This window comes from Diaphorobacter sp. HDW4B (genome assembly GCF_011305535.1).
In the GTDB taxonomy this organism is placed as follows: Bacteria; Pseudomonadota; Gammaproteobacteria; order Burkholderiales; family Burkholderiaceae_C; genus Diaphorobacter_A.
In genome coordinates, this window is sequence record NZ_CP049905.1 from 1,741,963 (window position 1) to 1,756,882 (window position 14,920).

Consider the following 14,920-nt stretch of genomic DNA (forward strand, 5'->3'; position numbering starts at 1 on the left):
ATCGTCTTACTGCCCTTGCCACACGTTGTACGAAACCCCTTCGTACTTCAGATCCGCATAAGTGGCGATCACAAAATCACGCTCTGCAGCATTGGCCGTGTAGAAATAACGACCGCTCTGTGCATTGCGAAAGCGGAACACTTGCACCGTGTCGCCAGCCGCTTCAGCCTTCGCATACCAGGCCACGCCGTCATAACCGAAGGTGGCGGAATCAGCCTGCATCGCGGCACGTTCGCCGTCGTTCACGGTGTAGACGTGCGAATCGGTCTTGCGGTTGTAGAAGCGGTGCACAGCCACCAGACCTTCGCCGGGTTGTGCATACGCCTGGAACACTGCGTTTTCGTACTGATAAGCCTTGTAGCTGTTGATCACCAGATCGCGCTCTTCGGCCTTGATCGTGTAGAAGTGCGCGCCGGTCTGGGTGTTGTAGAAGCGATAGACCGATGTGCGGGCACCGCTGGATTGGCTGCCTGTCGCTTCGGGGTACAGCCATTGCTTGATGGCTGGGAAGATGGCGTCAAAGCGCGAGTAGTTGTTCACGCCGCCGGTCTTGGAGCACGAAGCCGTGCCGTTGGAGAGCACGCCGGTCAGCACGCCGTTCACGAACAGGCCCGAACCGCTGCTGCCGCCTTCGGTCATGCCTTGCGACCATTGAATGCGGTAGAAGCCCTCGGTCATCGCGGTGGTGCCGACGCAGTTGTAAAAGCCGGTGCCGGGAGTGCAGGCCGAAGTGCCGATCACGTTGCCGAAGCTGATCTTCTGCAGGTCGCCACCGGGGTGGTGAATGCCGACGACTGCAGCGCCATTGCCGATGGGGGTGGTGTCCCAGCCTGCGAACACGGCACCTGCGGGAGGTGTGTCGTTGAGCACCAGCAGGGTTGCGTCGGGCATGTTCGATGTGTACAGCAGCTTGGCGCCGTTCTTGAGCGTCTTGCTGTTGGCCGACAGCACGCGGCTGTTGCAGGTGGGGGTGCGGTAGAACCAGAAGGTCTGCAGGGTTGAGGCTTCGGTCTGGTTGCTGATGCAGTGGTTGGCCGTCAGGAAGTAAGGAGTGCCGGTGCCGTTGCGGTCGTTGAGCAGCGTGCCGGTGCACAGATAGCCGCCGGTTGCGGTCACGTAGTGCATGCGGGCCACGGCGTCGCGTTGGCGGGCGTATTCGTCGTGGCAGGTGGAATCGAGCGTGCAGGTGCCTGCATTGTTCAGCTTGGTGAAGGTGGTGGAGCCATCGTCGATGAGGTTGAAGATGTCCTTGTAGATGTGCAGCACGCTGGGCACCGACACTTGCACCAGGCTGGGGGCAAAGCCAGCGGGCAGTTCGATCTCGATCACCAGTTCGTCGCCATCGACGGCCGGGGTCCACCAGGTGCGGGCAGCGGTGGAGGTGTCACCGGCCTTGGCGTTGTTCTGCAGCAGTTGTTCGAGGCGCTGACCAGCCACTTCAAAGGCTTCGTCGCGGAAGTCGGGCTCGTACACACGGACCAGCGCGTTGCCTGGCAGTGCGTCGATCTGCACACCGGCACGCATGCCGAAAGCGCCGTTGGAGACAAAGCTCAGCGCAGCCACCATGCCGCCACGTGCGGAAGGCTTCCATTCCAACAGTTGATTGACCGCCTGCACCGATGCAGAAGCTTCGCTCGCGCGGGTTGCGCCGATCTTGACGATGTCGCTGCTTTCCACTGCGGCGGCCTTGGGAGCCACCCATTCACCGAGTTCCACCACCGTCGCTGCCACCGGAGCCACCATCGAACGCTTGAGGCTCACGAATTCTTCAACAGTCGTCGCGGGCTGCACGCGCTCCAGCATGCGAACGCCGCTGTTGGCGAATGCGCTGCCAGCGGCAACGAAGAACATGGCAGCGATTGCGGCGTTCTTGGCGGCTTGGCGTGTGTGCTGGAAGAAGGTAGTCATTGGGGGTCTCCGGGGGGACGGAAATATCTAATGACTCAAATGTACTCATAGTCACAGTAAATTTAATATGTGAAACATTAAGATTGACCTTGGTTTGCAAATGTATTGATTCAATAGTTTTTGTTAATTTTGAAAGATTTAGCAACTTTTCAGCCTTCGTTGGCAGGTTGAGATGTGACGAGCCCAATGAATACAGCCATAACAAGAAAGCTTGCACTTACCCACATTTCTTTTCAGGGCGAAAACCGCAAGAAGCGCTGACGACAATCTGTTGCCCAAAGCACACTGGAGTGGTGCCGGACATGCGCCAAACGTCAACAGAATCGAACTCTTAAGCAGGCAGGATTTCGGGCCCGCAATGCAAACAGCCCGGACATGCCGGGCTGCTGATCGGGTGAAGTTGGTCAGGTTGGTTTGGTTTGCCGCGATCCGGTCTCACGCCGGATCGGGCCATCGCTCAGCTCAAAGACTCAAGGAGCGGTCCACACGTAGTACACCGGGCCTTCGTAGCTGAAGTCCTTGTATTCGGAGATCACGAAGTCGCGCTCGGACGCGTTCACCGTATAGAAATGCGCACCTGTGCGGCTGTTGTAGAAGCGATAGATGGGCGTTGAGCCATTGCCCGCGCTGGTCTGTGCATACCAGACCGGACCTTCCAGACGGAAAGCAGGATAGGTCTGAACGACGAAGTCACGTTCGCCTGCGCTGATGGTGTAGAAATGCGCGCCCGACTGCGAGTTGTAGAAGCGGTAGACAGCATCCTTGCCAGCAGTCGCTGCAGCATAGGCATAGAAAGCCACGTTTTCGTACTGGAAGTCGGGGTAGGTCTGAATGACGAAGTCACGCTCGCTTGCGCTCACGGTGTAGAAATGCGCCCCCGACCGGATGTTGTAGAAGCGGTAGACGGCAGAGCGCGTGGTCGTCGCGGCACCTGTGCCCGGAGTGGTGGTGGTGCCTCCTGTGCCCGCACCGGTACCTGTGCCAGTGCCGGTGCCCGTCCCTGTATCCACCGGCGCGTCCAGCCACTTCTTCATTGCCGGATAGAGCGCATCCATGCGCGAATAGTTGGTGTAGGCCTGGCTGGCAAAGCACGAACCCGTGCCGCTGGAGAGAATGCCCGTCAACTCGCCGTTGTAGAACAGGCCGGAGCCGCTGCTTCCGCTCTCGGTCGTGCCCTGAGACCACTTCACGCGGTAATAAGTGCCCGTCATTGAGGTGGCACTCGAGCTCACGCAACTCACGCTGTCCGAATCGCCGAGCGTGCAGGTCGCGGCGCCGTCGATTGCGCCAGTGCTGAGCTTGAGCAGGTCACCGCGAGGATGGTGAATGCCGACCACCGCGCTGCTGCGGCTCAGCGTGCTGGCGTTCCATCCGGCAAACACGGCACCCGCAGGCGGCGTATCGTTCAGGCGCAGCAATGTGGCGTCCGGCGACGCCGAGCTGTACATCAGCGTTGCACCGTTCTTCAGAATGCGCGATGCCGCAGACAAGGTGCCCGCGTTGCAGGTCGGCGAGCGGTAGAACCAATAGGTCTGCAGGGTCGATGCCACCGTCTGCGTGCTGATGCAGTGTTGGGCCGTCAGAAAATAAGGCGTGGCGCTCTTGGCTGTGTCGCTGACCAGCGTTCCCGTGCAGGCATAGGCTCCGTCGGGCTCCACAAAGATCATGCGCGCGACCGCGTTGCGCTGCGTGGCGTAGGTGTCGAAGCAGGTGGCGTCGCTCTCGCAGTACGCCGCCTCGCCGATCTTGGTCAGATCCTGCGCCGTCTCGCTGTCCGCCACGGGGCGCGACAGTTCCTCAAAGAAATGCAGCACCGAAGGAACCGACACCTGCACCGAAGATGTCAGGGTGCCGGGCGGCAGTTCGATCTCCAGCGTCAGCTCGTCGGCATTCGTGCCCGGCGTCCACCAGGTGCGACCTGCGGCAGTCGTGTCACCCGCCAGACGATTGTTCTCGAGAATCTGCAGCACGCGCTGACCGGCAATCTCGAACACGTCATCGGGTGCGTCCTGCGAGTACACACGCAACAGCGCGCTGCCCGGCAGCTTGTCGATCAATACGCCAAGGCGCATGCCCAGCGCACCGGGTGATTCAAAACTCAATGCGGCCACCCGACCACCGCGCGCGGAGGTCTGCCACTTCAGCACGGCCTGTGTCTGGTTGGCATTGGCGGTGGTCGCGCTCGCGCGTTGAGCGCCCACTTGCGTGACGCCTTCGCGCTTGACGCTGGCACTCTTTTCAAGCCCGCCCCACTCGCCCAGATGGATGATGGACGGCGCGATCTGCGCAATCGGCGCGGCCGCTGCGCGCTTCAGGCGCACAAACTCCTCGGGCGTATCGGCTGGTTGCACCATGGCTGGTGCACGCAACACATTCGGCGCAGTGGACTGAGCATGGGCCGCGCCCATGGTCGTCAACAAAGCACCCAGAGCCACTGCACGCCCCACCGCGCGCAGTCCATGCATGAGTTCGTTATGCATTTTCTTTTCCTCGTCTTTTTTCTCTTGCAGCAGTTGTCCCAGCCACTGCCGTCCAATCACATGACCCACCAGCCTCGCGCGAAGCTGGCGAGCATCAGGGCATCACGGGTTCAGCCACTGCTTGAGCTTGGACTGATATGACACGTCGAATCGGCCATAGAAATCGGTGCCATTGGGGGTCGTGCATGATGCGCGTCCTGCATAGAGCTGGCCGCTCACATAGCGTTGCGAGCCGATGGTGTGGAAGATCGACGAGCCGCTGCTGCCGCCTTCGGTTGTGCCCTGCTGCCACAAGATTTCATAGAAAGCCGCAGCCGCCGAGTTGGAGGACTTGCAGTCATCCGTGTCACAGATGCCGAAGCCCTTCACCGTGCCCTGGCTCCATTTCTGCAGATCGCCATCTGGATGGTGAATGCCGACCACGCTGGTGCCGCTGCTCAAAGCGCCACCGTAATAGGTCCCGGCATAGACCACGCCCGATGGAGGCGCTTCGTTGAGCTGCAGGAACGACACATCGGTATTGGACGTCGCATACAGCAGCGTTGCGCCCTTGCTCAGTCGCTGCACGCCAGAACTGGCCGTCCCCGAATTGCAGGCAGTCGTGCGATAGAACCAGTCGGTAGTCAGCGACGAGGCCTCCGCCTGGGTCGAGATGCAGTGGTTGGCCGTGAGGAAGTACGGCGTGCCACTCGATTTGGCATCATTCAACAACGTGCCGGTGCACTGGTAGGTGACACCATTGCTTTTCACGAAACGCATGTACGCGACCGAACGTGCCTGATTGAGATAGTCGGGCTGGCACATCATGTCGATATTGCACGAACCAGCAGTGGCCTTGGCTTGCACCGCCTGATCCAGTTGCTCGACACTCAATGTGAGATGAGAAAGTCGTGGCACGGAAAACTGCACCTGGGCCGCATCGGCGTTGGCAGAGATTTCCACTTCCAGAATGGTCTGCGCGCCACCGAATTCCGGGCTCCAGTACGTGTGCGCAGTCACGTCGTCCGCACCGCTGTCCAGCAGTTGCTGTGCCTGAGCCTGCAATTCCTGAGCCGTCACCTGAACCGCCTCGCCACCCGCCGCACCGTAGAAACGCAGCACAGCATCGACAGGCAATTGACGCACCAGCACCCCCAGACGCACACCCTGCGCGCTGGGAGAGTCGAACGCCACAGCGGCAATGCGCGAACCGCTGGACGAGGTCTTCCACTTCAATTGCGCGGACATGGTTGCCATCGTGGAGGTCTGCCCCACATCCCGCGCCACCCCGATCTGCACTGGCGTGCCGGGCTTGGGGTCGAGCGCCGCTGCCAAGGTGCTCTGCTTGAGCGTCGCACCGGGAGCCGTCAGGCTGATCTTCTGAATGGACTGCGCAGCGGCCTGACCGCGCACGGCGATGTCCGACTTGGATACCTGCACCACACTGCTGCTCTTGGTCAACGGATCGTAAGGCTCGATGCGCTCGGCCAGATTGGACTGAACCGGCTTGGTCGGATCGGTAGTGCCGGTACCGGTACCCGTGCCGGTCCCGGTGTCCGTTCCACTGCCGCTGTCGTTGCTGCTGCCGCTTCCGCCACCGCAGCCTGCAATGACCAGCGCCATGCTGCCCGCCAGCCACCATGCCTTGGAATGTTTCCTCATTGCCTACTCCTATTGGATCGCCAGATTATTTACTAGGCAATCAATCAAAATGTGCCAGTCCAAGCTGTTTCTTCCAGGCAGCGTGTAAAGTTGCGGCTCACGTACATTTGCCAACATTCGATGGATTTCCTACCCATCCGAAGCAGACAAATCAAGATGCTTTTGCAGCCATCTTGTGAATCAAGGTGAACTTCATTCGGAGCGCATCGCAAAAACACGCATACAAATAGCATTTACTCGCCACCGATCACAGCAATTTCAAGCGAATCATAGGACAGAAAATCAGGAAACCATGCGGTAAATCAGCACCGGATATTCATCTGATGCCACCGCGCGACGACTCAAGTCAAGAAACCTGAGTGTCGCTATTTGTTTCGCCAACAGCGCTTATCGGGCCAGCGATTTGAGCGCCATCTTGATGCCGTCGCTCACGCCCACATCGGCTGGCAAGGCCTTGAGGGCCAGCGCCGCTTCCTTGTCGTTGTAGCCCAAAGCAAGCAGCGCCTGGAGAATGTCGGCCTGCGCATCGTTGACCGCGTTGGCCTTGATGCCGATGTCGGCGCCGAGCTTGCCCTTGAGTTCCAGCAGCAGCCGCTCGGCCGTCTTCTTGCCGATGCCCGGCACTTTCACCAGACGCCCGGCTTCCTGCAGCGTGACCGCCTGCGCCAGATCGCCCACACCCATGCCCGACAGAATCGACAGCGCAGTGCGCGGGCCGACGCCGGAAATCTTGATCAGTTCGCGAAAAGTCTGGCGTTCCTCCACCGATCCGAAGCCGTAAAGCAACTGCGCATCCTCGCGCACGATGAACTGCGTGAGCAGCGCCACGCGCTCGCCCACGGCGGGCAGGTTGTAGAACGTGCTCATGGGAACTTGCACCTCATAACCCACGCCATTGCAGTCCACCAGGACCTCGGGAGGGTTCTTCTCAAGCAGGGTGCCGGTCAATTTGCCTATCATTGGAGTCCTTTGCCGCGATGTGCGGCGTCAATAACCAAATTATCCGCGTGATCCAACGCCACACCTTCACCCCCCACAACAACACCCGCCTGACCAACCTGTGCGGCCCCGCCGACGCGCATCTGCGCACCATCGAGGCCGCACTGCAGGTGAAGATCGCCCACCGCCACGAGCAATTCAAGGTCGACGGCCCCAAAGCCAAGGCCACACAAGCCATGGAGCTGCTGCAAGCGCTCTATGAAATGGCGGATCGCCCGATCAAGGAAGAGCAACTGCAACTCATGCTGGCCAGCGACAGCGACATGCTGGAGGACGGATCGCCGGACAACGCGATCCTGCTGTCCACCCGCCGCGCCGACCTGCGTGCCCGCACGCCGACACAGAACACCTATCTGGAAAACATCGCCAGCCACGACATCACCTTCGGCATCGGCCCCGCCGGTACCGGCAAGACCTATCTGGCCGTGGCCTGCGCGGTCGATGCGCTCGAACGCAGCAACGTGCAGCGCATCGTGCTGACGCGTCCGGCCGTCGAGGCAGGCGAGCGTCTCGGTTTTCTGCCGGGCGATCTCACGCAGAAGGTAGATCCGTACCTGCGCCCGTTGTACGACGCGCTCTACGAACTGATGGGCTTCGACAAGGTGCAGAAGGCCTTCGAGCGCAACCAGCTCGAAATCGCCCCGCTCGCTTTCATGCGCGGCCGCACGCTGAACAACGCCTTCGTGATCCTCGACGAAGCGCAGAACACCACGCCCGAGCAGATGAAGATGTTCCTCACCCGCATCGGCTTCGGCGCCAAGGCGGTGGTGACCGGCGACGTGAGCCAGGTCGACCTGCCCAAGGGCTCGCTCAGCGGTCTGGTCGATGCGGAACGCGTGCTCAAGCGCGTCAAGGGCATCGCCGTGTCGCGCTTCACGACCGCCGACGTGGTGCGCCACCCGCTGGTCGCGCGCATCGTGGATGCATACGATGCACAAAGCAAAAGCCGCAGCCCGCGCAGTTGATTGGCAGAGCAGCACAATTCATTCCTCATGTCACTCAACCAACTCTCTCTTTCCCTGCAATTCGCCAAATTCGATGGCGTGGCCGAGCACCGCGCCGTGCTTTCGCGCAGCAAGGTCACGCGCTGGATTCGCCATGCGCTGGCCGTCGATGCCGAGATCACCGTGCGCATCGTCGGCTCCGATGAAGGCCAGCAACTCAACCGCGAGTTCCGCAAGAAGGACTACGCGACCAACGTGCTGACCTTCGACTACCAGCAGGAGCCGACCGTGATGGCCGATCTGGTGCTGTGCGCCCCCGTCGTGGAGCGCGAAGCCAAGGAGCAGCACAAGTCGCTCGAAGAGCACTACGCACATCTGCTGGTGCACGGCACGCTGCACGCACAGGGCTGGGATCACGAGACCAGCACCGAAGACGCCGAAGAAATGGAAGCCTACGAAACCGACATCATGCAAGAGCTCGGTTTTGAAGATCCTTACGCCAAGTGATTGGCCTGCTGTTAAGCAGTATTGCGTTGCGGTTGCATAACGGGCAACCCCAGTCGGCCTAAGATGCGCCCCAAGGCGCGGTGCGGCACGCTCCCTTTGATGAACAAGGGACGTGCCGCTCACGCTCACGCTCAAGCCGTCGCTTGCACGACTTAGATAAAAAATGAGAGACAACAGCGCATGGACTTCTTCGCCCAATGGGGCCATTGGGCCCTTCTTCTGGCCGCCGCGTTCGTGGCAGGCGCACTCAACTCCGTCGCAGGCGGCGGCAGCTTTCTGACCCTGCCCGCGCTGGTTTTCACCGGCGTTCCGCCCGTGGTGGCCAACGCCACCGGCACCGTCGCCCTGTTCCCCGGCTACGTCGCAGGCGCATGGGGCTTTCGCGAAGACATGCAACCACCGCCGGGATTGTCGATGCGCACGGTAGTCATCCCCTCGCTGATCGGCGGCATGGCGGGCGCTGCGCTGTTGCTGGTCACGCCGGATGCGGTGTTCCGCAAGGTCGTCCCGTGGCTGCTGCTGGCCGCCACGGCCATGTTCGCGTTCGGTCCGCAGATCCGTGCCTGGGCCGCGAAGGAAGCACATCCTGACCAGGCACCATCCGCCGTCAAGGGCATGCTCGGCATGTTGGCGGTGGCTGTCTACGGTGGGTATTTCAACGGTGGCTTGGGCATTTTGCTGCTCGCGCTGTTCGGCTTGCTCGGACAAACCAACCTGCATGCGATGAACGGCATGAAGAATCTGGTGTCTGCGTTGCTCACTGCCATTGCCGTTGCGATCTATGCGGTGGGTGGGTTGGTGCAGTGGAAGCAGGCGTTGATCATGATGATTGCTGCGACGCTCGGTGGTTACCTCGGCGCTCGTGTGGCGCGCCGGCTGCCTGCGTCTTGGCTGCGGTGGGGGATTGTTGCTACGGGGTTGGTGATGGCTTTGTTGTTCTTTTTGCGGGGGTGATTTTTTCGTTGCTTCTGCTCTGTGGTTGAGTGCGGGTGCCGGGTGTTCGCCCCGGCGGGCGAGTAACTTTTTGCTTGCGCCAAAAAGTCACCAAAAAACGCTTGGAATTCGGGGGCACGCGGCAGAACTCACTTCGAGCCCGTAGGGCTCTCCGTTCGGGCAACCGCCGCGAGTCAGAGGTTTCATAAGAGGTGCTTACGGCACTTCGCGTTGCTCGTGCGGCATCTCGCGACGTCGCGAGATGCGGGGGTCAGCGGCTTTTGTTTGAATGGGGTTGGGCGCATTCTTTGACGGTATCGATCAATGCGCTTAGCAGGACGCGGTCATCGTTTTTTCTCCACGCCATGATGGCGGGGGTGAGCATCTTCACTCCTTGGAGCGGCAGGAATTTCACGCCGTTGATTCCGGCCTTGGCCATGCAGGCGGGCACCAGTGCGACGCCGCATCCTGTGGACACCAGTGCCACCACCGTCAGCCATTGCCGTGCCGCGTGGCTGGTTCGCGGATGGATGCCGGCCTGGTGCATGCAGGCAATGACGTTGTCGTAGTTGGCGGGCGAGACGTCTCTGGCGAACATCACGAAGTCTTCGTTGGCCAGTTGTTGGAGATCCAGACTCGCGCTTTTCGCGAGCGGGTGTCTTGCGGGCAGGCAGGCGACGAGTTCTTCGGATTCGAGTGGCAGCAGCGCCAGTTCATCGGGCGGAAAGCCGATGTTGAGAAAGCCCACATCGATGTCACCCGATGCCAGTGCGCGCAACTGCTCGCCGGTGGACATTTCGTGCATGCACAGTTCCACGTTGGGGCGTGCGCGCTCGAAGGCTTTGCAGTACTGCGGCACGTTGCGGTAGACCATGGAGCCGGTGATGCCCACGTCGAGCCGTCCCTCCATGCCCTGCGCGACGCTGCGCACCACGTCGGCTGCGCGCTGCAGTTGCGCGAGCACCTTGCGGGCTTCGAGCAGAAAGGCTTCGCCTGCGGGCGTGAGCTGCACATGCTTGGCATCGCGCTCCACCAGCAGCACGCCGAGGTCTTCTTCCAGTGTCTTGAGCGCCGTGGACAGCGGCGGCTGGGTGATGAACAGGCGCTGCGCCGCGCGGCCGAAGTGGCGCTCTTCGGCCAGCACGACAAAGTAGCGGAGCAGATGGGTTTTCATGAACGCAATATCTTGCATCCATCCGCCGGTTTTGCGTACCGGCATCCAACTGGCGTTTTCCCGGACGTTCATGTGAACCGGCCTCAATACGACTTGGGCAAGCCCAGCACCTTCTCCGCGATGAAGTTCATGATCATCTGCGGGCTGACGGGTGCAAGGCGCGGAATCCACGATTCGCGCATGTAGCGCTCGACGTGGTATTCCTTCGCGTAGCCCATGCCGCCATGCGTGAAGATCGCTGTTTCGCAGGCCTTTCCACAAGCCTCCGCGCCGAGGTACTTGGCGGCGTTGGCCTCTGCACCACAAGGCAAATGGCGGTCGTACAGAAAGGCGGCTTTCTGCACCATGAGGTGCGCGGATTCCAACTGCATCCACGCCTGCGCGAGCGGATGCTGGATGCCCTGATTCTGGCCAATCGGGCGATCGAAGACGACACGCTCGTTGGCGTAGCGCGTTGCTCTGGCAAGTGCTGCGCGGCCCAAGCCTACGGCTTCTGCAGCGATCAGAATGCGCTCGGGATTGAGGCCATGCAGGATGTAGGAAAAGCCCTTGTCTTCCTCTCCGATGCGGTCCTCCACGGGAATCTTCAAACCGTCGATGAACACCTGATTGGAGTCCACGCATTTGCGACCGAGCTTGTCGATCTCGCGGATTTCCATGGTGCTGCGGTCCACGTCGGTATAGAACAGGCTCAGTCCTTCCGTGCCCTTGCATTCCTCGACCGGCTTGGTGCGCGCGAGCAACAGAATTTTGTTGGCGACTTGTGCGGTCGAAATCCACACCTTCTGGCCGTGCACGATGTAGTGATCGCCATGGCGCTCGGCGCGGGTCTTGAGCTTCAAGGTGTTGAGTCCCGTGTTCGGCTCGGTCACGCCGAAGCAGGCCTTGTCCGTGCCTGCAATGAGCGGCGGCAGCCAGCGCTGTTTCTGCTCCTGCGTGCCAAAGACCACCACCGGATGCAGGCCGAAGATGTTCATGTGCACCGCCGATGCGCCCGACAGGCCTGCTCCTGTCGCCGCAATCGTGTGCATCATCAATGCCGCTTCGCTGATGCCGAGGCCCGCGCCGCCGAACTCTTCGGGCATGGCGATGCCGAGCCATCCCGCATCGGCAAGCGCCTTGTGAAAATCATCAGGGAAGCCGCCTTCGCGGTCCTTCTTCAGCCAGTAGTCATCATCGAAAGGCGCGCACACGCGTTCGATGGCGTCGCGGATCTGCTCTTGCTCTTCGCTCAGGAGAAAGTCCATGTCTCGTGCTCCATCTGGTTGTCGATATCAGGCCGGACGTCGCACGCGCGCCGGGTTTTCTGCATAGGGCGGGCTGTAGATCACCAGCAGTCGCACGGGTGTCTCGCTCGTCACGCGAAAGATGTGCATGCGGTCTTCAGGGAAAAAGCAGGTGTCGCCAGGTTGCATGGTGAAGGTCTCTTCGCCTTCCATTTCCACCTCGGCCGTGCCTGCAAGCAGATAGCAGGCCTGCTCCATGCCCGGATGCGCATGCGGCAGCGCGCCACCACCCTTCTCCAACGTGCCAAGCACCACCTCCATGTGTTTTGCGCCGACGTTGGCAGCGCTTACCAAGCGCCGGTTCACCGTGCCATGGTGATTGGCCGGGCTGTAGCCTTCCACGTCCTGTTCGCGGATCAGATAATTGCTGGTCATGGGGATGCTTTCTCGATGTCTCGTGCCGTTGTCTGAATGCGTGAAGCGCACCACGTGGGTAGCGTCGCGTCGTCACGTTGTCATTCACTTATTCCTTCTCGATGCCCGCCTGCTTGATGAGCTTGCCCCAGTAGGCCAGTTGCTCATTCACGTAGGTGGCGAATTCCTCGGGCGTCTTCGTGGGCCAGACTTCAAACCCGACGCCTGCCAACTGCTCGCGCACGGCCTTGTCGGCAAGAATCACCTGCAGCTCGGAGTTGATGCGATCGACGACCTCTTTGGGCGTGTTCGCGGGCGCGAAGATGCCGTTCCACGACGTCAGGTCAAAGCCCGGAATCGTCTTGCCTATGGCCGGCACGTTGGGCAGCAGGTTCGTGCCCTTTGCGGCCGTCACGCCGAGTGCGCGAACGCGTTCGCTCTTGAGCATGCTCCAGCTCGATCCAAGGTCGGCCACGTACACCTGAATCTGCTCGCCCATCAGATCGGTCAGCGCCTGCGGGCTGGACTTGTAGGGCACCTTGGCGATCTGCAGTTTGGCGATGTATTTGATGGTCTCCGAGGCCACTTCCGATGTGCTGTTCGGCGTGCCGTAGGAAAGCTTGTCGGGATGGGCCTTGGCGTAGTCGATCAGCTCCTGAACGGTCTTCACCGGCAGCTTGGGATTGACCACCAATGCAAATGGCAATTCGCCCACGCGCGCAATCGGAGTGAAGTCCTTGACCGGGTCGTACTTGAGACTTTTGAACAGCCACGGATTCGCCGAGTGCGATGTGTTCGTGGTCATGAACAGCGTGTAGCCATCGGGCTTGGCCTTGGCCGCAAACTGTGCGCCGATCTGCGCGCTCGCACCCGCACGGTTGTCGACGATGACGGTCTGCTTGAGCCGCTCGCCGAGCTTGGTGGCCACCACGCGCGCGACGGCATCCGTGCCGCTGCCTGCGGCGAACGGAACGACCAGCGTGATCGGTCCGGCAGAGGGATAGGGCGGCGGAGTCTGGGCCGATGCCCAGCCCGTGAACGCGACAGCGCCCGCGAGCACGGACGCCTTGATGAGAAAGGCGGAACGCTTCATCTTGAACATGCTGCTTGTCTCCTTGAGTCCAGCGCCGTGTGGTTTTTTATTCGGCGATGGACTCATGGTGCGCAGTTCAAGTATTTGCGTCCAATTCCTTTTTACTGGTCAATTATTCGTTTTGGAAATCACAAGATCGCGAGATCACGCACTACACATCACGCATGGTGATCGGAATCGTCACCGGCCCGTCGTTGACCAGATGCACCTGCATGTCCGCCGCGAACTGGCCCGTCTGCACGATGGGATGGGCGGCACGTGCCTTCTCGACAAAATACTCATACAGCCGACGACCTTCATCGGGCGCAGCTGCACCCGTGAAACTCGGGCGATTGCCGCCCTTGGTGTCGGCCGCCAGCGTGAACTGGCTCACCACCAGCAGGCCACCGCCGATGTCCTGCACGCTGCGGTTCATCTTGCCTGCTTCGTCGCTGAAGATGCGCAGTTTCAGAATCTTCGCGAGCAGTTTGTCGGCGAGCTTGTCGCTGTCGCCCTGCTCGGCGCACAGCAGCACCAGCAGGCCCTGATCGATCTGGCCGATGATTTCGCCAGCCACTTCCACGCGCGCCTGGCGCACGCGTTGCAATACCGTGATCACTGCTTCACTTTCCTTGTTGTTGTGGGTTGATGGGTTCGTTCTGTGATGCCACGGTCTCGAACACCGTGGCCTGCCCGAGCGGCAATATTTCAATCGTTGCGCGCAGATTGGGCACGGCCTGCATGAGCGCCGTTTCCACATCAGTGCGCAGTTGTGCGGCGCGGCCCAGAGTCCATTCGGCGGGCACATGCATGTGCACGTCAACGAAGTTACGGCTGCCTGCGCGGCGCGAGATCAAACTGTCGAAACGTGCCGCTCCACTGCTTTGTGCGCTGTAACGGTCGAGCACCTGCTGCACACTTTGCAGTTGATCCTGCGGCAAAGCCTCGTCCATCAAGCCTTGCGACGACTCCCAGAGCATCGAACCGCCTTCGCGCAAGATATTGAGTGCCACCAGAATGGCGACCACTGGATCGATCCAATGCCAGCCGGTCCATGCAGCCGCAATCAAACCGATCAGCACGCCAGCCGAGGTCCACACGTCGGTGAACAGATGGCGCGCATCGCCTTCCAGCGCCTTGGAATGATGCACCCGCGCCGCGCGCAACATGTACCACGCCAGCACGCCATTGCAGACGCTGCTGAGCACCAGCAGCACAGAGCCCCAGCCGACCTGCTCGATGGGCTGCGGATCCATGAGCCGCGACACACCCGCCCACAGAATCGCCATGGCCGCGCCAATGATGAGAATGCCTTCAAAGCCCGAAGAAAAAAACTCCGCCTTGTGATGGCCATAAGGATGTTCTTCGTCCGCCGGGCGGCGTGCAATCGTCACCATGGCCAGCGCAAACACCGCACCCGCCAGATTGACGAAGGATTCAAGCGCATCGGACAGCATGCCCACCGAGCCCGTCACCCACCAGGCCAGTGTCTTCAGAAAAATGGTCAGAATCGCCACGCCCACGGACACGCGCAGCAGCGTGGCTGGCGTCATCCACGCGGGAACCGTGGCATTTGGCTGAACTGAACTGGGTTCTGGTGCGTTGGGCATACACCCCATTAT

General features: G+C 60.8%; 13 protein-coding genes. 3 read left to right on the forward strand and 10 right to left on the reverse strand.

Features of this window, described 5'->3' with window-relative positions; all coding sequences use genetic code 11:
* Window positions 1-6 precede the first annotated feature (6 nt).
* The 4 genes from G7048_RS08050 to ruvA form a co-directional block, all read right to left on the reverse strand.
* Window positions 7-1,908: a trypsin-like peptidase domain-containing protein gene (locus G7048_RS08050; RefSeq protein ID WP_166067634.1), complete on the reverse strand. Its 1,902-nt coding sequence runs from the start codon at window positions 1,906-1,908 to the stop codon at window positions 7-9.
* 470 nt (window positions 1,909-2,378) lie between these two features.
* Window positions 2,379-4,388 (reverse strand): trypsin-like peptidase domain-containing protein, encoded by a 2,010-nt coding sequence (locus G7048_RS08055; protein ID WP_166067635.1) that lies wholly within the window; start codon window positions 4,386-4,388, stop codon window positions 2,379-2,381.
* 102 nt (window positions 4,389-4,490) lie between these two features.
* Window positions 4,491-6,029: a serine protease gene (locus G7048_RS08060; protein ID WP_240933212.1), complete on the reverse strand. Its 1,539-nt coding sequence runs from the start codon at window positions 6,027-6,029 to the stop codon at window positions 4,491-4,493.
* Window positions 6,030-6,416: 387 nt separating this feature from the next.
* Complete coding sequence (ruvA, locus tag G7048_RS08065; protein ID WP_166067636.1) at window positions 6,417-6,989, reverse strand: Holliday junction branch migration protein RuvA; 573 nt, start codon at window positions 6,987-6,989, stop codon at window positions 6,417-6,419.
* A 47-nt stretch (window positions 6,990-7,036) separates the two neighbouring features.
* Between ruvA and G7048_RS08070 the strand changes: the two genes are divergently transcribed.
* The 3 genes from G7048_RS08070 (at window position 7,037) to G7048_RS08080 (ending at window position 9,433) form a co-directional block, all read left to right on the forward strand.
* A complete protein-coding gene (locus G7048_RS08070; protein ID WP_166067637.1) occupies window positions 7,037-7,993 on the forward strand; it encodes a PhoH family protein in 957 nt (318 codons plus the stop codon).
* A gap of 27 nt (window positions 7,994-8,020) precedes the next feature.
* A complete protein-coding gene (gene ybeY, locus G7048_RS08075) occupies window positions 8,021-8,479 on the forward strand; it encodes an rRNA maturation RNase YbeY (protein WP_166067638.1) in 459 nt (152 codons plus the stop codon).
* Window positions 8,480-8,659: 180 nt separating this feature from the next.
* Window positions 8,660-9,433, forward strand: coding sequence for a sulfite exporter TauE/SafE family protein (locus tag G7048_RS08080; RefSeq protein ID WP_166067639.1), 774 nt, complete (start codon window positions 8,660-8,662; stop codon window positions 9,431-9,433).
* A 250-nt stretch (window positions 9,434-9,683) separates the two neighbouring features.
* Here G7048_RS08080 and G7048_RS08085 read toward each other — a convergent pair whose 3' ends face one another.
* The 6 genes from G7048_RS08085 to G7048_RS08110 all read right to left on the reverse strand — a co-directional run bounded on the left by G7048_RS08085 (window position 9,684) and on the right by G7048_RS08110 (window position 14,908).
* On the reverse strand, window positions 9,684-10,586 hold the full coding sequence (locus tag G7048_RS08085; protein WP_166067640.1) for a LysR family transcriptional regulator: 903 nt from the start codon (window positions 10,584-10,586) through the stop codon (window positions 9,684-9,686).
* Window positions 10,587-10,669: 83 nt separating this feature from the next.
* Entirely contained in the window at window positions 10,670-11,833 is a 1,164-nt protein-coding gene (locus tag G7048_RS08090; RefSeq protein WP_166067641.1) for an acyl-CoA dehydrogenase family protein, read from the reverse strand.
* Window positions 11,834-11,860: 27 nt separating this feature from the next.
* Complete coding sequence (locus tag G7048_RS08095) at window positions 11,861-12,247, reverse strand: cupin domain-containing protein (protein WP_166067642.1); 387 nt, start codon at window positions 12,245-12,247, stop codon at window positions 11,861-11,863.
* A gap of 88 nt (window positions 12,248-12,335) precedes the next feature.
* Entirely contained in the window at window positions 12,336-13,319 is a 984-nt protein-coding gene (locus G7048_RS08100; RefSeq protein ID WP_166070867.1) for a tripartite tricarboxylate transporter substrate binding protein, read from the reverse strand.
* Between the two features lie 151 nt (window positions 13,320-13,470).
* Window positions 13,471-13,917: a D-aminoacyl-tRNA deacylase gene (dtd, locus tag G7048_RS08105; RefSeq protein ID WP_166067643.1), complete on the reverse strand. Its 447-nt coding sequence runs from the start codon at window positions 13,915-13,917 to the stop codon at window positions 13,471-13,473.
* Between the two features lie 4 nt (window positions 13,918-13,921).
* On the reverse strand, window positions 13,922-14,908 hold the full coding sequence (locus G7048_RS08110) for a cation diffusion facilitator family transporter (RefSeq protein ID WP_240933214.1): 987 nt from the start codon (window positions 14,906-14,908) through the stop codon (window positions 13,922-13,924).
* Window positions 14,909-14,920: the final 12 nt, after the last annotated feature.

What these genes read in the sequence shown, in the direction of transcription:
- ruvA (WP_166067636.1), bottom strand. Translation starts at nt 6,989, where the DNA reads ATGATAGGCAAATTGACCGGCACCCTGCTTGAGAAGAACCCTCCCGAG.
- G7048_RS08095 (WP_166067642.1), bottom strand. Translation starts at nt 12,247, where the DNA reads ATGACCAGCAATTATCTGATCCGCGAACAGGACGTGGAAGGCTACAGC.
- G7048_RS08055 (WP_166067635.1), bottom strand. Translation starts at nt 4,388, where the DNA reads ATGCATAACGAACTCATGCATGGACTGCGCGCGGTGGGGCGTGCAGTG.
- ybeY (WP_166067638.1), top strand. Translation starts at nt 8,021, where the DNA reads ATGTCACTCAACCAACTCTCTCTTTCCCTGCAATTCGCCAAATTCGAT.
- G7048_RS08090 (WP_166067641.1), bottom strand. Translation starts at nt 11,833, where the DNA reads ATGGACTTTCTCCTGAGCGAAGAGCAAGAGCAGATCCGCGACGCCATC.
- G7048_RS08110 (WP_240933214.1), bottom strand. Translation starts at nt 14,908, where the DNA reads ATGCCCAACGCACCAGAACCCAGTTCAGTTCAGCCAAATGCCACGGTT.
- G7048_RS08050 (WP_166067634.1), bottom strand. Translation starts at nt 1,908, where the DNA reads ATGACTACCTTCTTCCAGCACACACGCCAAGCCGCCAAGAACGCCGCA.
- G7048_RS08085 (WP_166067640.1), bottom strand. Translation starts at nt 10,586, where the DNA reads ATGAAAACCCATCTGCTCCGCTACTTTGTCGTGCTGGCCGAAGAGCGC.
- G7048_RS08080 (WP_166067639.1), top strand. Translation starts at nt 8,660, where the DNA reads ATGGACTTCTTCGCCCAATGGGGCCATTGGGCCCTTCTTCTGGCCGCC.
- G7048_RS08100 (WP_166070867.1), bottom strand. Translation starts at nt 13,319, where the DNA reads ATGAAGCGTTCCGCCTTTCTCATCAAGGCGTCCGTGCTCGCGGGCGCT.
- G7048_RS08060 (WP_240933212.1), bottom strand. Translation starts at nt 6,029, where the DNA reads ATGAGGAAACATTCCAAGGCATGGTGGCTGGCGGGCAGCATGGCGCTG.